Origin of the sequence: Mucilaginibacter sp. KACC 22773 (assembly GCF_028736215.1) — a bacterium.
Taxonomy (GTDB): Bacteria; Bacteroidota; Bacteroidia; order Sphingobacteriales; family Sphingobacteriaceae; genus Mucilaginibacter.
The window spans coordinates 6093529-6116316 of record NZ_CP117883.1; the positions used below are offsets into that span (position 1 = coordinate 6093529).

Genomic DNA, 22788 nt, shown 5'->3' on the forward strand with positions numbered 1-22788 from the left:
AAATGTGATTAATGCCTTCATAGAGCTGTTTTTATTTGCCTTTATTGCACAGTATAGCCGCCGTCAACAGCGATGGCCTGCCCTATGATAAAACTGGCTGCCGGGCTGCAAAGCCAAAGCACAACAGCGGCTACTTCCTCGGGACGGCCCAGCCTCTCCATAGGTACGACTTTCATCATTTCCTGCATAGCGTCCGCTTCATTGGCCAACATATCTTCAACCATGGGTGTTGCAATAATTCCGGGGCAAACGGCATTGATACGGATACCTTTGGTTGCATATTCCAGGGCGGCGCTTTTGGTAAGGCCAAGGATACCGTGTTTGGAAGCGTGGTAGGCTGCGCGTCCGGGCACACCGACCAGACCGCCCAACGAGGAATTATTAACGATAGTACCGCTTCCCTGCCTGCGCATTTGCTGAAGTTCATATTTCATGAAATTCCATACACCACGCAGATTAACGGATAGAATGCGGTCATATTCCTCGCCGCTTACATCAGCAAGTTCCATTGCCTGACTTTGTATGCCTGCGTTGTTAAAGGCGGCATCAAGCCGGCCGAAAGTGGACACAACCTTTCCGATTGTGGCTTCCACATTTTTTTCATCGGTAACATCACAACGTATAGCAATGGCTTTGTGACCTGCTGCGACGATTTGTGCCGCTTGCGCTGCAGGTTCATTGATGTCCACCAATACGACCGTAGCACCAGCCTCCGCAAACGCTTTGGCTGCTGCCAGCCCCATACCGCTTGCCGCGCCTGTAACAAGTGCGACCTGATCTTTCATTGTTTCCATAGTCAGATGTTTTAATGAAGCAAAATTACCCTTGCCGGGAGCTCGACTGTTAAAGGTTATCAAATAATTAAGTAATGATTTCAAATAATTACAGTCCAGATCAGTCCAATGGTTGCGTGAGAGTAAATATATTCTTCATGAATATATGCGGTCAGCTTTTGGGCTTACCATCCAATGCAATAGTGGTTACTTCGACAAGTTCCAGTTTTTTAACCATGTCCTTAACCGCAGCCTTATACTTTAAAAAATGCGGTCGCTGCAGGTGAGCCAGATAAGCATCGTTATCAGCATAGGTTTCAAAGATTGTAATATGAGTAGGATTAATCTTTTCGGAAACAGCGTACAACGTTATAACGCCGGGTTCAATCCGTATCGAAGTTTCGATCTCTTCTTTCAGGAAGGCTTTGTAATTATCCAATTGAGCGGGGTCCACGTCAATTTTTGCCAGCCTGACGATTGGCTCCTTACTTTGGGCATTTGCATCTGCAATATTTAGAAATGTAAATGTCATCAAAACAACAAATGATAAAAGCAGCGTATTTTTCATAGTTATTAATTTATCGATTTAGATTTTAATTATTTGACAGCAGGAAGGAAACCTTCCATATTCATCCAGTTTTTAAATAGGCCAAGCCATTGATCTGTTAGTTTATTTTGTTGTTTTGTTCCAAAGCCATGGGCTCCATTCGAAAAAATATGCAATTCCACGGGTCTGCCCAGTTTATGCCAGTCTTCAAATAGCCGCGCGGAAGATATGGGCGCAACGCTCTTATCGTCATCTGCGATAGCGATAAAAAGCGGAGGTACATTTTGCGGTACCGGGCTGACTATTCTGTATCCTGCATAGATCGCCCCGATAAAGTCCGGGCGACTGGTTAAATCAAATCGCGTTCCCGCATTTACCGCAATTCCGCTGCCGGCGGAAAAGCCTACTATCCCAATTTTACCGGGGTCGATAGAAAAGTTTTTAGCGTGGGTTCGGATATAACGGACGGCCTGCCTGGCATCTTCTTCTCCCCATAACCTGGCCTCTTCGGCGCCCGGATGGCTCATTGGCGGGTAAATCTCTCCCTGGCTGACCCTTGGCAATTCACTGAATAAGGTTGCCGAAAATTTCCGCCATTCAGTATCATCTGCGGGTGTATGCTGCACCCGGTATTTAAGCACAAAGGCCTTAATACCCAGCTTTGACAGCCATCGTGCCATTTGATAGCCCTCATTCTCCATCATCAGAAAATGAAATGCTCCGCCCGGTGCTACGATTACAGCGGTTCCGTTCGCGGTTCCGGCTGCCGGTTCAAATACAGTTACGGTCGGAATAACCACATTCCTTACCATTTTATCGCCCAATGCCTGTGATGACTGTTCGTGCCAGTTCCATTTTTCGGAACCGGGCGGTATACCGTGTGCCGGGTAAATGGCAAAAATGCCCGATGCATCCGCCGGCTTCTCAATATAAGATGGTAGCTGCGGTGAATCGGCTATTTTATGATCATTGTCCGCCTGCCCGAAAGCAATAGAACTTGTTATCGTAAAACATAAAACAGATGCGGTTTTTAACAGGAAATGTGACATATTAAATGATTTTATCTTTAATGAGTTTGATGATTTTAAAAGAATCAGGAGGCTACTTTTTGAGCCGTTTTAAAATATATGGCTCGCCGGGTGCAAGTACTTTAATCCGATCCGGGTTGACCACCAATTTGGCCAGCTTGGCAGGGTCACCATTAAATGGAGTGAAGTCAGGGGCATCCACCGATCCCCAATGAGAAAGCAGCAGCGGGGTGTCGGGGTAGGCATTGGCCAGTTTAACTGCTCCTGCCAGGCCGAAATGAAATTCGCTGTCCGAAAAATCAAAGAATATGGCATCGGGTGTCTTCATCTGCAGGTGTTCCGGCATCAAACGGGAGTCGCCGGTGGCCCAAATACTGCCATCCGGTGTTTCGATCCAGAAGCCACAGGCATCTTCTTTTTTAAAATGACGTGTACTTGCCCCTTTAAAAGAATTTTGCCAGTCGTGATCTACCGGCGTTAATTTGATACTTACCGTTCCTATAGTAAACAGGTCACCAATATTATGACCTGATGAAGGAAGCCCCTGGTTTTTCATCAGAGAATCTACATAGACAGTCGAATGGTAAGCTTTGGTCACTGCGGAAAGATCTTTACAGGTCGGAATGCTGTAGTGATCATTATCGCTGTGTGTTACAAAAATTGCATCGAGACGAGGGATATCCTTAGGAGCAATAGGAAAATCGATCATGACCTTCATATCGAATCCTTCCAGCAACGGATCAACCATGAAGACTGTACCCCGGCTGTTAACAAACCATCCGCCCATGCCCATCCATCGGATGACGGTCTTGCCTGATGGCTTAAAAGCCTCCGCTCCGAAGGATTGAGTTGGAGGAGCTTTCGCCTGATATTTTTTTACCGTTTTTTTTTCGGTGCTGTCAGCGCCTGTCTGCGCATGTACGCAGATCGTGGTAATAACAGGCATTAAAAGCAGTACTGCAAAAAGCTTTGTTCTCATAATCTAATGATTGGTAACCCAAAGGTCCTGTTAATTTGCCGTCAGCAACTTATACGTATTCCTGAATTACTTACCATTATTCCTGATTATGAGGCGAAAGGGGCATTCCATCAAATTCTTGTAGTAATTTTGATTGGACTTAACCGGAGGGCCGTGGAAATGATTAAAAAACTGGAAAGTGTAACACAATTTAATACCGAAAGAGGCCAGGAAACCCTGCATCCGCTGGTGACCGTATTGGATCAGTCCGAATCAAAACAAATCAGGCCGGCGCGTTTTATTTCGGAGCTCTACGTTGTTTTTCTGAAGAATGAAAAATGCGCCGATCTGCGGTATGGACGCAATCATTATGATTACCAGGAAGAATCGCTCATCTTTATAGCACCAGGTCAGGTAGCCGGTTTCGATGAAGAAGATACACTGATACAGCCAAACGGCTGGGCGCTGGCCTTTCACCCTGACTTTATCAGGGGAACCTCGCTTGGCAAGCTCATCAGGGATTATAATTTTTTCTCTTACAATGTCATGGAAGCACTCCACGTCTCTGCGCGGGAAAAAGAGATACTGCTGCAATGTTTTGGTAAAGTGAAATATGAGCTGGAACATCCCATCGATAAACACAGCAGAAAACTGATCGCCAGCAATATTGAACTGCTGCTTAACTATTGCGAACGTTTTTATGACAGACAGTTCATTACCCGCGAACATCTTAATAAAGATATACTGACCAGGTTTGAAGAATTAATGGATCACTATTTCACTACGGATAAACCAACGGCATTTGGCTTGCCCTCTGTGGCTTACTGCGCCGAACAACTTCATTTATCAGCAAAGTATTTTGGTGACCTGGTGAAAAAGGAAACAGGCCAATCAGCTCAGGAATACATTCAGCGCAAATTAATAGACGTGGCTAAGGAAAGGATGTCTGATGCCGGCAAGTCAATCAGCGAGATAGCCTATGAAATGGGCTTCAAATATCCTCAGCATTTCACCCGGGTATTTAAACAATGGGTCGGGCAGTCGCCGCATGATTACAGGCTATTGAATTAAATTGAAGAAGAATCAGACACGATTTCCATAATGCAGGAATATACAGACATGAAAAAACGAAAATTAGGCAGCAGCGGTTTAGAAGTATCAGCACTCGGATTAGGCTGTATGGGTATGAGCTGGTCTTATGGAGCAGCTAAAGACAAAAAGGAAATGATCGGTCTTATCCGTGCGGCAGTCGAAAAGGGTGTTACTTTTTTTGATACCGCAGAAGTGTATGGCCCGCACACTAACGAGGTACTTGTTGGCGAAGCCCTCGTGCCTTTCCGCAACGAAGTTGTCATTGCTACTAAATTCGGCCTCAAACCGGCATCAGAAGCCGAGGCCAATTCCAGATGGTCTGTATTGGACAGCAGCCCTGCACACATCAGAAAGGTAGTAGAGGGGTCACTGAAAAGATTACAAACAGACGTGATCGATTTGTATTACCAGCACCGGGTTGATCCGAATGTGCCGATTGAGGATGTAGCAGGTACAGTAAAAGATTTGATCGGGGAAGGTAAAGTCAGGTATTTTGGTTTATCCGAAGCGGGCATAGATACAATCCGCCGCGCACACGCCGTTCAGCCGGTTACAGCATTGCAGAGCGAATACTCCCTTTGGTGGAGGGAACCTGAAAAGGATGTAATCCCGATGCTGGAAGAACTCGGCATAGGCTTTGTTCCCTTTAGCCCGCTTGGTAAAGGTTTCCTTACCGGAAAGATGGATGAAAGCACTACTTTTGATAAGACTGATTTTCGTAGTACCGTACCGCGTTTCAATCCTGAGAATTTAAAAGCGAATCAGGCATTGATTGACCTGATTAATCAAATAGCCGCTCAAAAAAAAGTAAGCCCGGCACAGGTCGCACTGGGGTGGTTATTAGCTCAGAAAGCATGGATCATACCTATTCCCGGTACTACCAAACTGCATCGTCTGGAAGAAAATATTGGCGGAGCAGAAGTTGAACTGACATCGGAAGATCTTACCCAGATACAAGAAGCAGCATCGAAGATCACAATCCAGGGAGCCCGTTATCCTGAAGAACAGGCGAAACTTGTTGGCCGGTAAGCGCAAAAAAATAAAATTGAAAAATTGATACAAGAACAATGATAACTCAAATTATCATTTGACAGAATTGAGGCAATATTTATGCCGCATGCCTTTACCTTTCTTACTTCCTTAAGCCATCATTTAGTTATGAGATAAAAGTACCTGCCCGAAAGGTCGGGTACAAAAACCGATCAAACAGATGATTAGAGAAATCAAACAATCTTGTTCAAAAGAGGACCTGCCTGAGCAATTCTAAAATAGAATTAAAGCAGATATGGCATGCATTTCGTATGGTCGTCAAATCGGTTTTCCGATCCGGCTGTAAATGAACCGGATAGATACTGCGACCCCTTCACCCTAACCCAGACAATCAATCAGCTATAGCAAAATTGTTATAGGATATGTTTGATATCCTTAACATTCTATTTGAATGTCATTATTTTACGGACGCAGCAGTAACTAACTTTGTTAAGTCAGGTTCCGTTATGTGATCGATATGAAAACTGCGAAGTAATTATTTTCTTAAATCGTCATTATGAAAAACACGCTTTCTTTTGCGGTATTTGCTGCTGGTTGTTTTTTGTTTGCAGCCTGCAGCCGCGATGCTCATCCAATTGCAAACTCAAATCCTCAATCGGTTGAGACCAATAGTCCCAACGCGGCTTATCGTCCTGCGTTCGCAGGGCAGACCCGTGTGAATGGTGTGCACACCACAACCGCCTATGAGGCGGTGCCGATAACCACTGCACTTTCCAGTCCATGGGGCATTACCGGATTACCTGACGGGCGGCTTTTGGTTACCGAAAAAGCAGGCACCATGCGAATTGTTACCGCTGCCGGAGCAGTAAGTGCGCCGATCGGCGGCATACCGCAGGTGAATCCGGCCGGGCAGGGCGGACTGCTTGGCCTGCGCCTTGATCCGGGATTTACCTCAAACCGTATGGTGTACTGGGTCTTTTCCGAAGCCGTCTCCGGCGGCAATGTTACGGCAGTAGCCAAAGGCCGGTTATCCAATAATGAGACAACCATCGAAAACGCGACGATAATTTACCGGGCCAATCCCGCACGTTCCAGCAGTGCCCATTACGGGGGGCGTATCGTTTTTGATCAGACCGGTAATCTGCTGGTCAGTACCGGCGAAGGTTCGGATATGGCCACACGACCTCTTGCACAGTCTGTTACGGCAGCCTTAGGGAAAATCGTGCGCATTACTACTAACGGGCAACCCGCTCCCGGAAACCCCTCTTTCGGGCAGGCCGGCGCACTCCCCGAGCTCTATGCCATGGGCATCAGAAACCCGCAGGGACTGGCTGTTCATCCGGTAACCGGTGAGGTATGGCAAAGCGAAATGGGGCCCCGCGGAGGTGATGAAATTAACCGCATACAGGCCGGGTTCAACTATGGCTGGCCAGTTATTACTTACGGTATCGAATATAGCGGGCAACCTGTGGGACAGGGTATCCAGCAGCAGCAGGGCATGGAGCAGCCTGTCTATTACTGGGACCCGGTAGTATCGCCAAGCGGCATGACGTTCTACAGCGGCAACCGTGTTCCCGAATGGCAAAATAACCTTTTTGTCGGAGCGTTGAGCGGAATGCACATCGTCCGGCTTGTCATAGAGAACAACCGGGTTGCGGGCGAAGAAAGGTTATTGACTGATCAAAACCAGCGGTTCAGAGATATTACCCAGGGAACGGACGGTGCATTATATGCGGTTACCGACCAGGGGCGGCTATACAGGATTGACCGGCAATAAAGAAGTCATAAGTTGAGTATATAAAATCATAGCTTGGAATACTTAGTGAGTTTTATAATTCGCGCCGGAAACTACCGGAAACACAACGCTAAACAATGGTGCCAGGTTAAAAAATTACCCGGTTTTATAATAAGAATTACTTCTCACTGCAGCGGGGCGTATAAACTGCGCAAATTAAGCATCCCTTAATTAGGTAATTTAAAGGTTGCGCAGGTATCTGACCGGCGATAGAAATGTAGTTTGATTTCGTTAATTTTCTGTTTGATATCTTTTACAAAAAAGAACCTTAATGCCATAATTTTGAACTGATTATTTTCCGGTTAAACGGACTTCCGGAGTTAAGCTAAAAACTGCCTGTTAAAGGAATAGCACTGAGCAAACTGCCATATGGATTTATGCTTCGGCGATTTGATTTTAATCCTTTAAATTTATTGTATGGATTATCAGTATACCGGCAAATTATATATCGAGGTTAACGGGGAGCGTGTAATCGGGCCCGGAAGAGTAGAACTCCTTGAAAGAATTAAGGAATCAGGTTCGATCAGGCAGGCGGCCATGCAGATGAATATGTCATACCGTCAAGCCTGGCAGTTCATCGACCATATGAATACGAATATGGGCGATCCTGTAGTGATTTCGGTCCGCGGCGGAAAAGGCGGAGGCAAAGCCGAGGTTACGCCGAAAGGCCTGAAGGTCATCGGTGAGTTCAAGGTATTTTACAAGAAATTTCACGAGTTTCTGGAAGAAAGCAGCAGGCAAATCAGCCTGTAAACAGGCTGACCCCGGATTTCGGAATGGTGTGATTTTCGTTATTCATTATTGTGAATAACGATTGGTTTTAAACGAAAACAACCGGTTGTATTTAACCGCTAACAATAATTTATCTATATAAACAAGCTTTAACACTGCAAACCTATGCTGATTATTACCCGGTCATTTTTTATCACATTATATTTTTTATTGCTTATTACGTCACCTGCAGTGTTTGCTCAGACAAAGCCGGTGAAAGACACCACCAGGCGGGTGGATTCCATCAGGACCCATACGCTGCAGGAAATCGTTATTTCGGCATCACGCACTGCTGAAAGTATACTCAAGTCTCCTGTAAGTATCGAAAATGTGAACAGCAAGTATTTCAAGAGTTCGGGGTCTCCCTCATTTTTTGACGCGCTTGAAAATGTAAAGGGGGTACAAATGCTTACGCCCAGCCTGGGTTTCAAGATCATTAATACCCGGGGCTTTGCCAATACTACCAATGTGCGGTTCACGCAGCTGGTTGACGGCATCGATAACCAGGCACCGCACATCGGAGCCCCGATAGGCAATGCGATGGGGCCGGGTGACCTCGATATCGAACGTGTGGAGATCATTCCGGGTACAACCTCAGCGCTCTATGGCTTGAACGCCGTTAACGGCCTGGCTAACTTTATTACCAAAGATCCTTTTACCAGCGCCGGGGTCACCGTACAGCAAAGAACCGGCATTAACCATCTCGGCGATAATAATTCAAAAGCAAAACCTTTTTCTGAAACCGGTTTCAGGATCGCGGAAAAGCTGTCGGAACGCTTTGCCATTAAGATTAATGCCACTTATACCAAAGGGTATGACTGGATCGCGGATAACCGGACGGACCTGAATGCCGGTGCCAATACCAGCGTAGGGATCGCGGGCGGTGTTAACAACCCCGGTTACGACCCCGTTAACGGTTATGGCAATGAATCCTCCGACCGTCGTACGATTACCATGCAGGGCAGGAGATATGTTGTAGCCAGGACGGGATATGCGGAAAAGGACGTGACGGATTACAATATTCAGAATATTAAAGCAGATCTGGGCTTATATTATAAGTTAAGCCCAAAAACCACCCTGAGTTATACCTACCGGTTTGCAGATCTGGACAATGTGTACCAGCGTGCCAACCGCTTTGCATTAAAAGACTATATTCTGCAGCAGCATGCGGTCGAAGTCAAAAACGATATCTTCCAGGCAAGAGCATTCCTCACCAGTGAAAATACCGGCAAATCATACAACTTGCGTTCGGCCGCCGAAAACCAGGACCGGCACTTCAAGTCTGACGACAACTGGTATGCCGATTACACCAATGCCTTTAACAGCGCCATAGGAGTGACCGGCACATCTACTGTACAGGCGCTGAATCAGGCCCGTCTGGCGGCTGACAGGGGCAGGCTGCAACCCGGTACCGCGGCCTTCAAAAATACATTGAATGAGCTTGCTGATGTCAATAACTGGGATGTCGGTTCGGCATTACGGGTAAAGGATGATCTTGTTCACGGAGAGGCACAGGTGGACCTTGCAAAAGCTATCGGCAACCGGTTCAAACAGCAAACCGGACTGGAACTTCTCGCCGGAGCCGATTATCAGTCTTATATCATCCAGCCTGACGGTAATTATTTTATTAATCCGGCACAGGGCAAAACATTTGAGACTTTTACCTATGGGAAAACAGGAGGCCTTGTTCAGGCAGGCAAAAATTTATTCCATGACCTGCTGAAACTGACTGCTACTCTGAGAGCTGATAAAAACGATTATTTCGATACTAAATTTAACCCGCGGTTTACTGCTGTTGTTACCCCTGATGATCACCAGAGTATCAGGATGTCTTACCAGAGCGGTTCCCGGTTCCCGAGTATATTTGAAGCATTTTCTAACGTTAACAGCGGCGGAGTGAGAAGGGTCGGCGGTTTAAAAGTAATGTCTGATGGCGTGTTTGAGAACGCTTATCTGCGCAGTTCGATTGACCGGTTCCAGGCGGCAGTGACCAATGACTTTAATAACAACGGCTTGTCCACCGCTGCGGCAATTGAAAAGGAAAAAGGGCTGCTGGTTAAAAATCATTACAGCTATTTACAACCGGAACATATCAACTCATTTGAGTTGGGCTACAAAGGCTTGTTTTTGGCCCGGACCCTGAAAGTGGATGCTGATTTTTATTATAATAAATACAATAACTTTATTGCCCAGGTAGAGATGAATGTACCCGGCACGACCAAACCTGATTCGATACCATACTATCTGAATAACCGGAGCCAGCAAAGCCGTTACCGGATTTATACCAACTCGCGAAGCGTAGTATACAATTATGGCGGCAGCCTGGGGTTAAGTTATTTGCTGCTCAACCATTATACGCTGGGCGGCAATGTTTCCTACGCTAAATTAAGCCGTACTGATAACAATGACGGGTTTGAAGATGGTTTTAATACGCCTGAGTGGATCATGAATTTTTCAGTTGGCGGTGAGCACGTCGTTAAAAGTCTCAGTTTTAATGTCACTTACAAGCATCAATGCGGTTTTTACTGGCAATCATTCCTGGTAAACGGCAATGTTAAAGCCTATGGTAATATCGATGCACAGGCGAATTACGATTTTTACAATGATCACCTGAATATCAAGATCGGTGCTACCAACTTACTTAACCACTACTATTATTCATTTTTAGGAGGCCCGTCAATAGGCGGATTGTATTATACCACACTGACCTACAGATTGTGATCAGCGTAAAAGTCATTTTTTACAAATTGTTTGATATGTTAAATTTTCTGTTTGAATGGTTTTAACGGTGGGAATCTCCAATCGGTAACTTTGTATCGTCAATACAGGTAAAAACAAAAAAGAGTCTGACATGAATGGTAAAGTAGCATTAGTAACGGGCGCCGGAAGCGGCATGGGAGAAGCGGCAGCGATCATGTTTGCTCAGGCAGGTGCATCAGTTGTAGTAGCAGATGTCAATGAGGAAGCTGCAAAAGCTGTGGCGCAGAAGATAAACGCAAAAGGCCAGGCTGCCATAGCTGTCCGGTGCGACGTAACAGATGCAGAACAGGTACGGTCGATGGTTGATAAAGCGGTAGAAATCTACGGGAGGATAGATGCGGCATTTAATAATGCAGGGATTCAAAGTCCTGCAACCGATATAGCCGATCTGGAAGAAGATGAATACGACCGTATTATGGACATCAATCTTAAAGGTGTGTGGCTTTGCATGAAATATGAGCTGCAACAAATGAAAAAACAGGGCAGCGGGGCTATAGTAAACAATTCGTCAATAGGGGGCCTGATCGGTTTGCCCGGACGCGCAGCCTATCACGCCGCTAAACACGGTGTTTTGGGTATGACCAAGAGTGCAGCGGCGGAGTATGCGGCAAAAGGAATACTGATCAATGCGGTATGTCCCGGTACTATAGAAACGCCTATGGTACAAAAAATGATCGATTCAGGAGATTTACCCCTGGATGAGGCCATTAAGTTAATGCCTATCGGAAGACTTGGACATGCCGAGGAAGTGGCTGCAGCTGTACTATGGCTTTGCAGCCCTGCAGCAAGTTTTATAGTTGGTCAGTCAATTGCTGTTGACGGAGGCTTTACAATTGTTTAGCGCGGGAATTTGACAGAGAAGCCGGGTATTCAGCCGTGCAGGATTCGTCAGCAGGTAAACACTTGTACCAGCCGGACAGACTGGTGTGAAAATATTATAAACAAAAAGGAAATGACACAGGTATTAAAAATTGATTTTAAGATAACAGCTTTTTTGATGGTGTTTGCTTTATGCGGTAAAGAAAGCTTAGTTATTTCCGATAAGACCGAGATACGCAACAATCGGTTTGCCATTAAGAATAATAAATCAGCTGATCAAATGAAAATTACCATAGCATCCAGGACGTTCACAGCCAAACTCCTTGAAAATCCAACAGCGGCGGCATTCAAAGCGATGCTGCCTATGACCATTAATATGAATGAGCTGAACGGAAACGAGAAATATTTTGACCTCTCAGAAGATCTTGTACGAAACGCGTCTAATCCGGGAACTATCCATGCCGGTGACCTGATGCTGTATGGTTCGAATACATTGGTTCTTTTCTATAAAACCTTTTCTACGCCATACAGCTATACCCGGATCGGACATATCGATGATATTACCGGACTGGCTGCGGCATTAGGTTCAAAAGGTGTAACTGTAAATTTTGACATGGTAAAAAAAGAGAACTAAACGCAAAGTCTTCAAGGCCGGCTCCTGAATACAGGAAAGCCCTGTGTTATCCGGCAACATATGCTTTCAGGGAAAGGGCAGATAATTCAATGCCTGTATTTGCGATAATTGCCTGAAATAAAGAGCGGAGAGAAGAAATTTATTTTAACATCATTGGTATTCATTTTTAGTGGTCCGTCAATAGCCGGACTGCATTCAGAACACAGACCAGCAGACTATGATTGACACAATCCATTTATCCCCCCGGTTATGCTGATCGATCAATACGGCAGAAAGCTGGATTACCTGAGACTCTCGGTAACGGACCGCTGTAATTTCAGATGTTACTACTGTATGCCAGAAGAAGGCATTGATTTTGCACGGCGCGCGGACCTGATGAGCTTTGACGAGATGCTGCAGTTATCATCTGTTTTCTGCGGTTTGGGTGTATCCAAGATCCGTATTACCGGCGGTGAGCCATTTTTACGTGCCGGTATTATGCCCTTTTTGAAAAAGCTGAATGTTGCCGGAGGACTGAGTGAAATTACGGTAACCAGCAACGGCACCTTGTCGGAGCGATACCAGGCGGAATTGCTGCAAATGGGTATCCGCAGGATCAACATCAGTCTTGATTCATTAACCCGCGAGCGGTTCGCGCAAATTACCCGCAGGGATAGTTTTGAAAGTGTTTATGCCGGTATTTTTAAACTGCTGGACGACGGATTTGATATCAAGCTCAATTGTGTGGTTGCCGAAAATAAGAATATTCAGGACATTATTCCCTTTGTTGAGCTGACCAGACATCACCAGCTGTCCGTCAGGTTTCTGGAGGAAATGCCTTTTAACGGGAACAGTCATAAATCTGCCGGGGTCCTATGGGATCACCGGCAGATTTATGACCATATCAGCGCGCATTACAACGAAATCATCCCGATGTTCAATACGGTCAGTTCCACGTCCGTAAATTACCGCATAAGCGGTTATAAAGGAACCTTTGGTATTATCCCCTCGTTCAGCCGCACATTTTGCGGCACCTGTAACCGTATCCGTTTATCGGCGACCGGAGATCTGCGCACCTGCCTTTACGGGCCGCCGGTACTGAATCTTCGTGATCTTCTGCGCAGCGGAAAGCCACAGGCAATATTGGAACAGGAAATTTTAGCAGCCGTCAGCCGGCGGGTACGGGATGGTTTCGAGGCCGAAGCGTTAAGCGGCGGACAGGTCAGTACTTCCATGTCGGCATTAGGGGGTTAACATTCATTATCTGCATGTTATTGACATGCCAATCAAAAGGAAGATGAAAGAATTAGAAGCGATTATAAGTGCCTTTGACAAGGCTGACGCGCTGGGAAAGAAAACGGCACTGGCTACTGTAGTTCATGTAGACGGCTCTTCCTATCGCCGGGCCGGAGCCCGTATGCTGATCACTGAAGACGGGCAGTTAACCGGTGCGATCAGCGGCGGCTGCCTGGAAGGTGACGCGCTGCGAAAAGCCCGGCTGGTAATCGTTCAGCAGCAGCCTATGCTGGTCACCTACGACACGACAGATGACGACGATGCCAAATTAGGTGTCGGGTTGGGCTGCAACGGTATTATAAACATCCTGATCGAGCCCATTATGCCGGAGCAGGCACTTAACCCCATGGCCTTTTTCAGGTTGTTTTTAAGTAAACGGGAACCGGTTGTCCTGGTTACCGTCTTTAACATGACCGACAAGCGTGCGCCACAATATGGTACCTGTTTGTTAATTAATGAAGCCGGACATACCTTAGGTTCGCCTCCTGACCATGGTATGAGCGATTTGATCCTGTCTGATGCGTTTGATGTGCTGCACAACGGCAACACGGCGACGAAAACATACGTCTACCAGAACAGCTACACTTGTTTTATTGAATTATTGCAGCCCGCCCTATCCCTCGTCGTTGTCGGAGCAGGTAACGATGCTATACCCTTAACGCAAATGGCTAAGGTTTTGGGCTGGCGGACAACGGTGGTTGACGGCCGTGCCAATTATATTACAGCGGAGCGCTTCCCGCAGGCCGATCAGCTGATCGCTGCAAAACCGAATGAAGTAACGGGCCGGTTAAACCTTGATAAGCGCACCGTATTTATGCTCATGACGCATAACTATAACTATGATATGGCTTTGCTGGAGCATCTGCTCCCGGAACAGCTGCCGTTTGTCGGCGTACTCGGTCCAAAAAAGCGGTTGACGCGAATGCTGGAGGAATTAAATGCTGTGCGCGTAATTCCACAGGAGCAATTGCAGCATGTTTACGGGCCGGCAGGATTAGACCTTGGTTCAGAAAATCCCGAAGAGATCGCGCTTTCTATACTGGCGCAAATTCAATCGGTCATCAATAACAGGGACGGAAGCCCGTTGTATAACAAACAGGTAATTCATGACCGGGATAATTAGCACAGAAGCTGCCCTGCCTGGAATTTAGAATATAATAGGATATCATGTTATTCAGCGTGGTGCTCATACCTGCGCAATCTGCCATTTGGAAAACAAAAAATCAGCGGGAGATAATGGATAGATGGCAAGCGGGAGACTCATTTGCTTAGGTAATAATGTCATTTATCAGCTTCGCCATCAAAGCCAAGACAGAAGGCTCTTTGGAATTTATCCAAAGAGCCTTCTGTCTATTTAAATTCTGCAATTTTGCGTTTATGGACAACCTCACAATCGCCCTAATAGTTTATAAGGGCTATGATCCTTTTTCTTTAGTTCGCTGTACTTTCAAAGAAGCCCTTCACAACCAGTGTCGACGACAGGGCGTTAGGCCAGCCTGAATAGAAACCCAGATGTGTAAGTATTTCAGCTATCTGAGCTTTCGTTAAACCATGCGTTATTGCCCGGCTAAGATAGAACGGAAGAAACTGCGTGTATCCGGAAGCCATCAGCGCACTGACAGTCACCAGACTTCTATCCCGGGGGGTAAGGCCAGGGCGCAGCCACACTTCATGATATAGCAGGTCGCCTGTGTATTGTTCCAATCCAGGAGCCACCGGGGCTATGTTCTGGTGAATGAATGCCACACGGGCCTCTTCATCCGGCACAGCCAGTTCGATCGGAACAAGTTCCGGCGACGCGCTCGGAAGCTGATCAGCTCCAATTCCGCGCTGGTCGAAGATATCTTTTAACATGGCGATAGCTGAAAAAGAATTTGACCAGCCTGCATAGAACGCAAGATGCGTAATGATCTCAGATATTTCAGCCGGCGTAACGCCATTGTCAAGTGACAGATTAAAATAATGGAGCATCCCTATTATCCGGTTTCCCATAATGAGCGAAGAAAGCGTAACCAGGCTGCGATCCCTGAGAGACAGATCCGGACGTTTCCACAAATCATTGACAATTGCGTCATGCGTATATTTCGCAAGGGCCGGCGATACCCTGTTTACATCTTCTGGTGTTATTGCGGAGTGCGGAGCAGCCGACTGTTCCGCAACCTGCGTTGCAGGGGCGTAGGTTTTTAACAAACCGAGAATAGCCTCCCCTACGCCGGCCGCTGATGCAGGATTCTGACCGGTGATCAGGCGTCCGTCAACGATCACATTAGAATTCCAGTTGGGCGCAGGGTAGTGAACGGCTCCATGGGCAGCCAATGCATCGGCCAGTAAAAAAGGAACGACGTCTGTAGCCTGAACCTCTGCCTCTTCGTCATTTGTAAACGAGGTTACTCTTTTTCCTGAAACCAGATAGCTGCCATCGCTCAGCACAACGTTGACCAACGCTGCTGGGCCGTGACATACGGCTGAAACAACTCCTCCGTTTTCATAAATCTGACGTGTTACACGGCGTACAGCGGAGCTTTCAGGGAAATCCCACATTGTTCCGTGGCCCCCGGCAAAGAAGATCGTTGAATAAATGAATGGATTTACATCATCAAGGCTTTGCGTTGTCCGAAGTGCTTCGCGGAAGTTTTCATCGTTCCAAAAACGGGCGTTGATAGGATCGGCCAGATCAAAGCCGTCAATCGGCGGCTCTCCGCCTTTGATGGAAGCCAGTTCCACTTTCACACCGGCGGCTTCCAGCTTTGCCAGCGGATGGGTGAGTTCACTAAGCCAGAAGCCGGTAGGCTGGCCGGATTTACCTTTTACACTGTTGCTTGTAACCACACATAATACAGGCTTGTAGTTTATGATTTCTTTCATCATATGTTTTGTTTTAAGAGCTGGCTTTCATTTTTACTGCAAATTCCGCGACCCGTTTGCCGAGCACTTCACCTGTTAATTTATCATCTTCGTTTGGCGCAATGTCTGTCGGTTCCTGATGGGCCTGACCCATAGCTCCACCCCAGCTTCCGAGGCGATTTACGCCGTTGGGCTGCATAGGCATTTCACCCAGGCCAACCCAGATCATCCCATGTTCCATAGCCAGCGTATGGAAGTATTGCAGCGTACTGAATTTGTCACCGCTTGGTGTACCCGAAACGGTGAAACCTGCCGCCGGTTTATCGCGCCATTTCTGTCCGAACCAGCTATCTACGGTAGCGTCGGCAAAGGCTTTAAATTGCGCTGCAGGTCCGCCCATATAGGTTGGGCTGCCGAATATGATGGCATCGCTGGCATCCAGCGCGCTGATGATTGCATTATTTTCATAGCGACCATTGATGATATCGTTTCCGTCAATGGGAATAAGATTCGTTTTGACACCGGCAACCGAGATCGCCCCTTTGCTGATAGCTTCAGCTAATTTTGCAGTGTGCCCTGCGCCGCTGAAGTAAATGATTGATATATTTGACATGATTGTATTTACTTTTATTTAGTCCGTTGGAGCGTAATGCTAAATAGTTTTTTGAGCATTGCTGTATAATTCCAGGCGTAGTTTCGTTATCTCCGGGAATTGTTTAGAAAAGCAGGACCACCGGTAATCCGGCAGGCCTGCCGATCAAGGAAAGTGTGATTGTATATCCGCTGTATCAGGACATATCTGCTGGTAATTAATTTTTAAGCGACGCCATATCAATTACAAAACGATAGCGAACATCACTTTTCAGCATTCTTTCGTAGGCATCATTTATATCCTGCATTTTTATCATTTCAATCTCGGAAACGATATTATGTTCGCCGCAGAAATTCAGCATTTTCTGTGTTTCCGCAATGCCTCCTATAAGAGAACCTGCCACTGATTTTCTTCCCATGATCATCGGAATGGTATTGAGCATAGGGTTCAGATCACCTAAATATCCTACCAGCACAATCGTTCCGCTAATGCTTAAAGTAGCAACATACGGGTTGATATTGTGTATATAAGGTACAGTGTCTATGATTAAATCAAAGTTCCCTTTAACGGCTTCCATTTGATCTTCATCGGTAGATATTACGACATGGTCAGCGCCGAGGTCTTTAGCATCCTGTGTTTTATCGGGTGTTCTTGAAAACAGTGTTACATCTGCTCCAAGTCCTTTTGCCAATTTGATAGCCATGTGTCCCAGGCCGCCCAAACCCACTACTCCTACTTTACTGCCTTCTCCGACATTCCAATGTTTTAGCGGCGACCAAGTGGTAATTCCGGCGCAAAGCAGTGGCGCTACGGCTGCTAAATCCAGATTATCAGGCACTTGCAGAACAAAGTGTTCGTCAACCACTATTTTTTCGGCATAACCGCCATAAGTTTTTCCTCCTAAGTGTTTATCAGTTCCGCCATAAGTGCCTGTAAATCCGGTAAGACAATACTGTTCGAGGTCATGTTCGCAACTGCTGCAGGTCCGGCAGGAGTCTACCAGGCAGCCAACCGCAACGGTATCTCCTGCTTTGTATCTGGTAACATCACTTCCTACCCGGGTTACTTTTCCTACAATTTCGTGCCCCGGAACAGTCGGATAAACGGAAAAGCCCCAGTCATTCCTTGCTGTATGCAGGTCCGAATGGCAAACGCCGCAATACAGAATTTCAATTTCCACGTCCTTTGGGGTTGGTTCCCGACGCGCTATATTCATTTGGGCTAAATCTGCATCGGCGGCCGATGCGCCAAATGCCTTAACTGTTGTTGTGTTCATTTTTTCTGCTTTATTAATTTAGTTGCCTGTGATTGACCGACATTGTATAGGCACAAAATTATCCTGTACAGGAGCCGTGCAGTTAACACCAATCAAACAAATCATTAATGATATCAAGTAATTTGTGACCGCAGAGCAGAGGGAACTATACCGGTGACTCTCTTGAAGTAGTTGTTGAAATGCGTGGGGTATTCAAAGCCGAGGGAAAAGGCAACTTCAGCAATATTCCAATCTTTATGTTGCAGGAGCGCTTTTGCTTCAGTTACGATCCGTTCGGCAATATGTAAGGAGATCGGTTTGCCGGTGGTCTCCTTTACGGCACGGTTAAGGTGGTTGATATGCAGGGATAGGGTCTTTGCGAAGTCCTGTGCCCTTCTGATCTGCAGCGGGCTGTCCGTCGATTCAATCGGAAACTGCCTTTCCAAAAGCTCAAAGAATAAAGTGGTTATTCTCGAAGACGCGTTCGTAGTTTTAAAAAAATTGACCGAAGGTTCTATCTTTAAAGCCTCATAAATGATCAGATTGATATAGCTCCGGATAAGATCATGTTTAAAGACGTATTCAGAATTCTGCTCTGATACCATTTTTTCAAAGAGCGAAGCAAAGAGATCTCGCTGAGTCTTGGTAAGGGCAAAAACAGGCGTTCCGCCAATTTTAAAAAGCGGAGATTCCTGGAGTGTCTTTGTGTGTTCATGACCTTTAAAGAAATCTTCGGAAAACAGACAGGCATAACCGGTTTGCTGTTCCGATAAGAATTTCCAGGAATAAGGAATATGCGGGTTGCCGAAAAATAAGGTGGCACCGTCAACTTCAATTCCTTTATCTGCATAGTGAATAATGCTTTTACCGATGGTAAAGCAAATCTTGTAGATACCTTTACGGCTGTATGATTTTATGACGCTGCGCTGGGTAACTATACGATAGACCTGAAATCCGTTTTGTTTCAGGCCGGAATTAAATTCGGAAGAAGGAGATATATTGGGATCACTCATGCTGTTAAAATTCGAAAGTATATCTGGATACTGACGCGGTTAATAGATGAAATTAATGATTTCAGCACCGGCGTAATAACGGTTATTCCGGAACCAATAACTACCTTTATTCGAATCGATTTAATGTATTAAGGTTCGAAGTTCAGGTTTAGGAAAATCGCTAACGGACAAGTTCAAATCTGGCCTGCAGGCCATCGGATGCCTTCAGGATTTCCATACCGGAATCTATTTTGCCCAGTTTCACGAGGTCCGAAGAATAGGTGAAATCTTTATAGAATATTGCCAGATTTCCCCAGGGGGCATAATAGGTGATGGCACCTATGGATGGGTCACTACCTTCCGGGACGTTCTGAGTAGAGAGTTTTTTGGGCAGGTAGGATATCTTTTCCTTTCCAGCATAGTCTTTCAGTGTAAGCGTGAGCGGAAGAAGGGATATAAAATCCCGGGTGGCAGCATTATCATAGAGCGTACCAGTGATTACCTTTCCGCCTATGGTGATGCTTATCTTTTGATTCGCTGATGTATGCATGTCGTTATATTTATTGCTCGTAACGAAAAAACTCATTACAGCACAAAGAATTAATCTGTTGAACATGGAACAAAATTACGTCGGTAAAACAGGCGAATGTTAACGCCAATCAAACAAAAAAGTAATTATATCAAGCAGTTACATTCCGGAACGCCCGCGGTGTGGTTCCGCTGAGCCTTTTGAAGAAATTATTAAAATGTGTAGGATATTCAAATCCCAGGGCAAAAGCAATTTCTGCAATATTCCAGTCTGTGTGCAGCAGCATCGCCTTGGCTTCACCGATTATCCGTTCAGCTATATGGGCAGATGTGGATTTAGAAGTGGTATCGCGGACCGCCCGGTTTAGATGGTTCACATGCACAGATAAGTTAGCAGCATACTCCTGAGCCGTCTTTATTTTAAGGGGATGAGCCTGGTCTTCAATCGGAAATTGTCTTTCCAGCAGATCCAGAAACAGGGCGGTGATTCTCGACGACGCGTTTTTGTGCTTAATGAAGGTATCCGGCGGCTGCATTTTTAGCGCCTCATGTATGATCAGATTAATGTAATTGCGGATCAATTCATCTTTAAAGGCATAGCCGGTGTTTTGTTCGGCAAGCATTCGCTGGTAAATTCCGGCTAAGAAAACCTGCTGTTCCTCATTCAGCAGGAACACGGGTGTGCCGCCGATCTTAAAAAGTGGAGACTCCTGCAGACTTTCGGACCGGTCACCGGATTTTAAGAAATCTTCCGTAAAAAGGCAGCCATACCCTTTGATGGTAGGAGAAAGCAAATCAGAAGAATACGGAATATGGGGAGTGCCAAAAAACAGGTAATGGCCATCTACAACAATCCCCCGGTCTGCGTAATTAATGTCGCTTTTACCGGTGAGCAGGCATATTTTATAAAATTCCCTCCGATTATAAGTCGGAATGGGATGGACAGCTGTCTCTATCTCATAAACCTTGATTCCTTTAAGTTTTAAATCATCGTTATGAGCGCCATCAAGCAGAGACATTTTTGGGTTATCCATAGTACAATATTAAACAAATCAAATAAGAATTAAAAAGACTGAGGGTTTTACCCCATTCAGAACAGAAAAGCCGGCATATTTCGGTAACAGCGTTTATTTAAATCCGGCAAACAGCAGCCGAAAGCGGCATATTATTACAGTATTCAAACGGAAGAGTATTGGAATAAGCAATTTAAATGCGTCGTTGACAATATCCGCCCGGATCTGCTCAAGAAATATGCTGTGAGCCCCGATATCTTTTTTGGAGGCATGACCGGCAATGCTGTCTGCATAAACGAAGAGCTGATTGCTCCCTGCGTAAAAATATTTTGATCATCTTACTCATTTTTTTTCTTCGTATTTGGCTTGGCAGTTCTCATGGATTGATCAGCTTATGATAGTCTTCAGCTGTATCAATATCAACAACTCCTTTTTCAAAGTGCACGGTGGCTATATCATCCGAATGTGCATTGATTAGTTTTTTGGCTCCCTCTTGGCCCCTCAGCTTAAGCAGCTCGCCGAAGTATTTACGATGGAATAGCACTGGTGTCCCTAAAGTATCGGAATACGCAGACGCGACAATTCTTTTTCTTGTTTTGCCATATTCTTTGAGTAAATTTTTCAAAAGGGTATTCGTTACATAAGGCTGATCGCACACTAAAAAAATGCATTTCTTCATTTTGGGATAACGCAGCAGCAAGTCTTTAAGTCCGCAGACTATAGAAGACCCCATGCCCGACTGCCAATCCGGATTAAAGCACAGTTTCAGGCCGGCAATATTAAGGTTTGCCTTTATAAATTCATTATAAGCTCCGGTTACAACCGTCAGACTGGATTCCGGCAATAACAGCGCCTCCCCGATGATGTTATTAAGCAACGTGCTGTTCTTGTATTTTAATAACTGCTTGGGATGTCCCAGTCTTGCAGAGTTCCCCGCTGCTAAAATGATGATACCTGTTGTTTGTTCCATAAATTTCATCAATTGTATTATGCTCAGGCTTTCCCTGTTTATCCGCACTCAGTTCTTCAAAACTGCTCGACAGCATAACTGACTTTACTTGCCAGTTTTTTTAACTGTTGGGGCCTGATGTGCCGGGCAACGCTGCAATATATTCATGCTAAGAACGTCATTGTGCCGAAAAATTAATTATATGAATCAAACAGATTGTTAATGAAATCAAACAGTTTCAGATCATCAGGATTTTCGGCAGAAAATTGTTTGATATGTTTACTTTTCTGTTTGATGTCTGTTATAACCGGTCCTTATTCCTTACCTACCTTTACAGAGGAGGAATGGTAAGAAATCGTTCTGTAGAATTAATTGGAGAATCAACAAAATGGACATCAATCAGGAGCTTATCCAAACAGCTTACCGGATAGCAGCAATGATAACAATGTATCCTTTGGATACGACCATTGATTTGCTTGGATCCTTTAGAGATGTTGTCTTATGAGTTCTTCAGTCCGGCGTTTTCTGTCAGGTCTCCTTACGAACAGATGGGTTGCGGCAACTTATGTTCATTACAAAGCCCGAAGCGCGGCGAAAAAAAAACGGTTTATTTCCCGGTCGTTCGCTGAGGATAAGACCAGGAGTGTTGATCTGGTTGCTTTGAAACCAGGTGTCACAAATGTTACGGCCTGTCTTCCGAAGGAATTTGATCACCGGGACTGGTACGGGATGTATTTCAGGCAGGAGACCCATGTATGTGCGGATGTTGTAGGGCCTTACGGTGAGGCTGAACCATTCATGGTTTTACTGCATCCTGAGCTTGATTGGTTTGCCGATTATTCACAGCATAAACAAGCGGGTTTTTTAATCCTGGTTAAACACAGATTTCTGGTGGAAAAAACCGGCGAAACATTAATAAAGCTTCCAGTGTTCACTGAGCATTGCTACGGCACATTTATGCTTGATAAGAAGCAGGAAAACGAATTAAACCTGATTTTTGAAAAGATCTGGGCAGAACTGAATTGTGTTTACGCGTTTAAGAGTGAATATTTAGCTGTTTTGATCATGCAGATAATTCATTTTACAATCAAAAATTTTATCGCCTCGGATATCTGTGTTAATTCCGGCTTTTAAACCGGGATCTTATTATTAAGCAGGCTGAGCAGTTAATTT

The 22788-nt window shown here is 45.5% G+C and carries 21 protein-coding genes; 10 read left to right on the top strand and 11 right to left on the bottom strand.

What is annotated here, in order from left to right; genetic code table 11:
- Positions 1 to 41 precede the first annotated feature (41 nt).
- The 4 genes from PQ469_RS25270 to PQ469_RS25285 all read right to left on the bottom strand — a co-directional run bounded on the left by PQ469_RS25270 (position 42) and on the right by PQ469_RS25285 (position 3327).
- A complete protein-coding gene (locus PQ469_RS25270) occupies positions 42 to 794 on the bottom strand; it encodes an SDR family oxidoreductase (protein WP_274210157.1) in 753 nt (250 codons plus the stop codon).
- A gap of 151 nt (positions 795 to 945) precedes the next feature.
- The gene (locus PQ469_RS25275; protein ID WP_274210158.1) at positions 946 to 1341 is read right to left on the bottom strand and encodes a putative quinol monooxygenase; all 396 of its coding nucleotides are present in this window, start codon (positions 1339 to 1341) and stop codon (positions 946 to 948) included.
- Positions 1342 to 1370: 29 nt separating this feature from the next.
- Complete coding sequence (locus tag PQ469_RS25280) at positions 1371 to 2369, bottom strand: alpha/beta hydrolase (protein ID WP_274210159.1); 999 nt, start codon at positions 2367 to 2369, stop codon at positions 1371 to 1373.
- Positions 2370 to 2421: 52 nt separating this feature from the next.
- Positions 2422 to 3327, bottom strand: coding sequence for an MBL fold metallo-hydrolase (locus PQ469_RS25285; protein WP_274210160.1), 906 nt, complete (start codon positions 3325 to 3327; stop codon positions 2422 to 2424).
- A 159-nt stretch (positions 3328 to 3486) separates the two neighbouring features.
- Between PQ469_RS25285 and PQ469_RS25290 the strand changes: the two genes are divergently transcribed.
- The 9 genes from PQ469_RS25290 (at position 3487) to PQ469_RS25330 (ending at position 14565) form a co-directional block, all read left to right on the top strand.
- Complete coding sequence (locus PQ469_RS25290) at positions 3487 to 4377, top strand: helix-turn-helix domain-containing protein (RefSeq protein WP_337993768.1); 891 nt, start codon at positions 3487 to 3489, stop codon at positions 4375 to 4377.
- 48 nt (positions 4378 to 4425) lie between these two features.
- Positions 4426 to 5427, top strand: coding sequence for an aldo/keto reductase (locus PQ469_RS25295; RefSeq protein ID WP_274210162.1), 1002 nt, complete (start codon positions 4426 to 4428; stop codon positions 5425 to 5427).
- 562 nt (positions 5428 to 5989) lie between these two features.
- The gene (locus tag PQ469_RS25300; RefSeq protein WP_274210163.1) at positions 5990 to 7165 is read left to right on the top strand and encodes a PQQ-dependent sugar dehydrogenase; all 1176 of its coding nucleotides are present in this window, start codon (positions 5990 to 5992) and stop codon (positions 7163 to 7165) included.
- Positions 7166 to 7600: 435 nt separating this feature from the next.
- Positions 7601 to 7936: a winged helix-turn-helix domain-containing protein gene (locus tag PQ469_RS25305; RefSeq protein ID WP_274210164.1), complete on the top strand. Its 336-nt coding sequence runs from the start codon at positions 7601 to 7603 to the stop codon at positions 7934 to 7936.
- A gap of 144 nt (positions 7937 to 8080) precedes the next feature.
- Entirely contained in the window at positions 8081 to 10675 is a 2595-nt protein-coding gene (locus tag PQ469_RS25310) for a TonB-dependent receptor (protein ID WP_274210165.1), read from the top strand.
- 130 nt (positions 10676 to 10805) lie between these two features.
- Entirely contained in the window at positions 10806 to 11555 is a 750-nt protein-coding gene (locus tag PQ469_RS25315) for an SDR family NAD(P)-dependent oxidoreductase (protein WP_274210166.1), read from the top strand.
- Positions 11556 to 11813: 258 nt separating this feature from the next.
- Positions 11814 to 12167, top strand: coding sequence for a cyclophilin-like fold protein (locus tag PQ469_RS25320; protein WP_274210167.1), 354 nt, complete (start codon positions 11814 to 11816; stop codon positions 12165 to 12167).
- Between the two features lie 249 nt (positions 12168 to 12416).
- Positions 12417 to 13400: a GTP 3',8-cyclase MoaA gene (gene moaA, locus PQ469_RS25325; RefSeq protein ID WP_274210168.1), complete on the top strand. Its 984-nt coding sequence runs from the start codon at positions 12417 to 12419 to the stop codon at positions 13398 to 13400.
- Between the two features lie 43 nt (positions 13401 to 13443).
- Positions 13444 to 14565, top strand: a complete 1122-nt coding sequence (locus PQ469_RS25330; protein WP_274210169.1) for an XdhC family protein — start codon at positions 13444 to 13446, stop codon at positions 14563 to 14565.
- Positions 14566 to 14873: 308 nt separating this feature from the next.
- Here PQ469_RS25330 and PQ469_RS25335 read toward each other — a convergent pair whose 3' ends face one another.
- The 7 genes from PQ469_RS25335 to PQ469_RS25365 all read right to left on the bottom strand — a co-directional run bounded on the left by PQ469_RS25335 (position 14874) and on the right by PQ469_RS25365 (position 21636).
- Positions 14874 to 16310, bottom strand: coding sequence for a carboxymuconolactone decarboxylase family protein (locus tag PQ469_RS25335; RefSeq protein ID WP_274210170.1), 1437 nt, complete (start codon positions 16308 to 16310; stop codon positions 14874 to 14876).
- Between the two features lie 10 nt (positions 16311 to 16320).
- Entirely contained in the window at positions 16321 to 16899 is a 579-nt protein-coding gene (locus PQ469_RS25340; RefSeq protein WP_274210171.1) for a flavodoxin family protein, read from the bottom strand.
- 196 nt (positions 16900 to 17095) lie between these two features.
- A complete protein-coding gene (locus tag PQ469_RS25345) occupies positions 17096 to 18154 on the bottom strand; it encodes an NAD(P)-dependent alcohol dehydrogenase (RefSeq protein ID WP_274210172.1) in 1059 nt (352 codons plus the stop codon).
- 113 nt (positions 18155 to 18267) lie between these two features.
- Entirely contained in the window at positions 18268 to 19146 is an 879-nt protein-coding gene (locus PQ469_RS25350) for a helix-turn-helix domain-containing protein (RefSeq protein ID WP_274210173.1), read from the bottom strand.
- A gap of 160 nt (positions 19147 to 19306) precedes the next feature.
- Positions 19307 to 19675, bottom strand: coding sequence for a cyclophilin-like fold protein (locus tag PQ469_RS25355; protein ID WP_274210174.1), 369 nt, complete (start codon positions 19673 to 19675; stop codon positions 19307 to 19309).
- Positions 19676 to 19805: 130 nt separating this feature from the next.
- Positions 19806 to 20687: a helix-turn-helix domain-containing protein gene (locus tag PQ469_RS25360; RefSeq protein ID WP_274210175.1), complete on the bottom strand. Its 882-nt coding sequence runs from the start codon at positions 20685 to 20687 to the stop codon at positions 19806 to 19808.
- Positions 20688 to 21042: 355 nt separating this feature from the next.
- Positions 21043 to 21636, bottom strand: a complete 594-nt coding sequence (locus PQ469_RS25365; RefSeq protein ID WP_274210176.1) for a nucleotidyltransferase family protein — start codon at positions 21634 to 21636, stop codon at positions 21043 to 21045.
- Positions 21637 to 22116: 480 nt separating this feature from the next.
- Here PQ469_RS25365 and PQ469_RS25370 point away from each other — a divergent pair, with 480 nt between their 5' ends.
- Positions 22117 to 22749 carry a hypothetical protein gene (locus tag PQ469_RS25370; protein ID WP_274210177.1) on the top strand — a complete coding sequence of 211 codons (633 nt, stop codon included), beginning with the start codon at positions 22117 to 22119 and terminating at the stop codon, positions 22747 to 22749.
- Positions 22750 to 22788 lie beyond the last annotated feature (39 nt).

Excerpts from the sequence above, each read along its gene's own strand:
- PQ469_RS25320 (WP_274210167.1), top strand. The coding sequence starts at position 11,814 with ATGAAAATTACCATAGCATCCAGGACGTTCACAGCCAAACTCCTTGAA.
- PQ469_RS25335 (WP_274210170.1), bottom strand. The coding sequence starts at position 16,310 with ATGATGAAAGAAATCATAAACTACAAGCCTGTATTATGTGTGGTTACA.
- PQ469_RS25330 (WP_274210169.1), top strand. The coding sequence starts at position 13,444 with ATGAAAGAATTAGAAGCGATTATAAGTGCCTTTGACAAGGCTGACGCG.
- PQ469_RS25370 (WP_274210177.1), top strand. The coding sequence starts at position 22,117 with ATGAGTTCTTCAGTCCGGCGTTTTCTGTCAGGTCTCCTTACGAACAGA.
- PQ469_RS25365 (WP_274210176.1), bottom strand. The coding sequence starts at position 21,636 with ATGGAACAAACAACAGGTATCATCATTTTAGCAGCGGGGAACTCTGCA.
- PQ469_RS25305 (WP_274210164.1), top strand. The coding sequence starts at position 7,601 with ATGGATTATCAGTATACCGGCAAATTATATATCGAGGTTAACGGGGAG.
- PQ469_RS25355 (WP_274210174.1), bottom strand. The coding sequence starts at position 19,675 with ATGCATACATCAGCGAATCAAAAGATAAGCATCACCATAGGCGGAAAG.
- PQ469_RS25345 (WP_274210172.1), bottom strand. The coding sequence starts at position 18,154 with ATGAACACAACAACAGTTAAGGCATTTGGCGCATCGGCCGCCGATGCA.
- PQ469_RS25275 (WP_274210158.1), bottom strand. The coding sequence starts at position 1,341 with ATGAAAAATACGCTGCTTTTATCATTTGTTGTTTTGATGACATTTACA.
- PQ469_RS25270 (WP_274210157.1), bottom strand. The coding sequence starts at position 794 with ATGGAAACAATGAAAGATCAGGTCGCACTTGTTACAGGCGCGGCAAGC.
- PQ469_RS25350 (WP_274210173.1), bottom strand. The coding sequence starts at position 19,146 with ATGAGTGATCCCAATATATCTCCTTCTTCCGAATTTAATTCCGGCCTG.
- PQ469_RS25360 (WP_274210175.1), bottom strand. The coding sequence starts at position 20,687 with ATGGATAACCCAAAAATGTCTCTGCTTGATGGCGCTCATAACGATGAT.
- moaA (WP_274210168.1), top strand. The coding sequence starts at position 12,417 with ATGCTGATCGATCAATACGGCAGAAAGCTGGATTACCTGAGACTCTCG.
- PQ469_RS25310 (WP_274210165.1), top strand. The coding sequence starts at position 8,081 with ATGCTGATTATTACCCGGTCATTTTTTATCACATTATATTTTTTATTG.
- PQ469_RS25295 (WP_274210162.1), top strand. The coding sequence starts at position 4,426 with ATGAAAAAACGAAAATTAGGCAGCAGCGGTTTAGAAGTATCAGCACTC.
- PQ469_RS25280 (WP_274210159.1), bottom strand. The coding sequence starts at position 2,369 with ATGTCACATTTCCTGTTAAAAACCGCATCTGTTTTATGTTTTACGATA.
- PQ469_RS25315 (WP_274210166.1), top strand. The coding sequence starts at position 10,806 with ATGAATGGTAAAGTAGCATTAGTAACGGGCGCCGGAAGCGGCATGGGA.
- PQ469_RS25285 (WP_274210160.1), bottom strand. The coding sequence starts at position 3,327 with ATGAGAACAAAGCTTTTTGCAGTACTGCTTTTAATGCCTGTTATTACC.
- PQ469_RS25340 (WP_274210171.1), bottom strand. The coding sequence starts at position 16,899 with ATGTCAAATATATCAATCATTTACTTCAGCGGCGCAGGGCACACTGCA.
- PQ469_RS25290 (WP_337993768.1), top strand. The coding sequence starts at position 3,487 with ATGATTAAAAAACTGGAAAGTGTAACACAATTTAATACCGAAAGAGGC.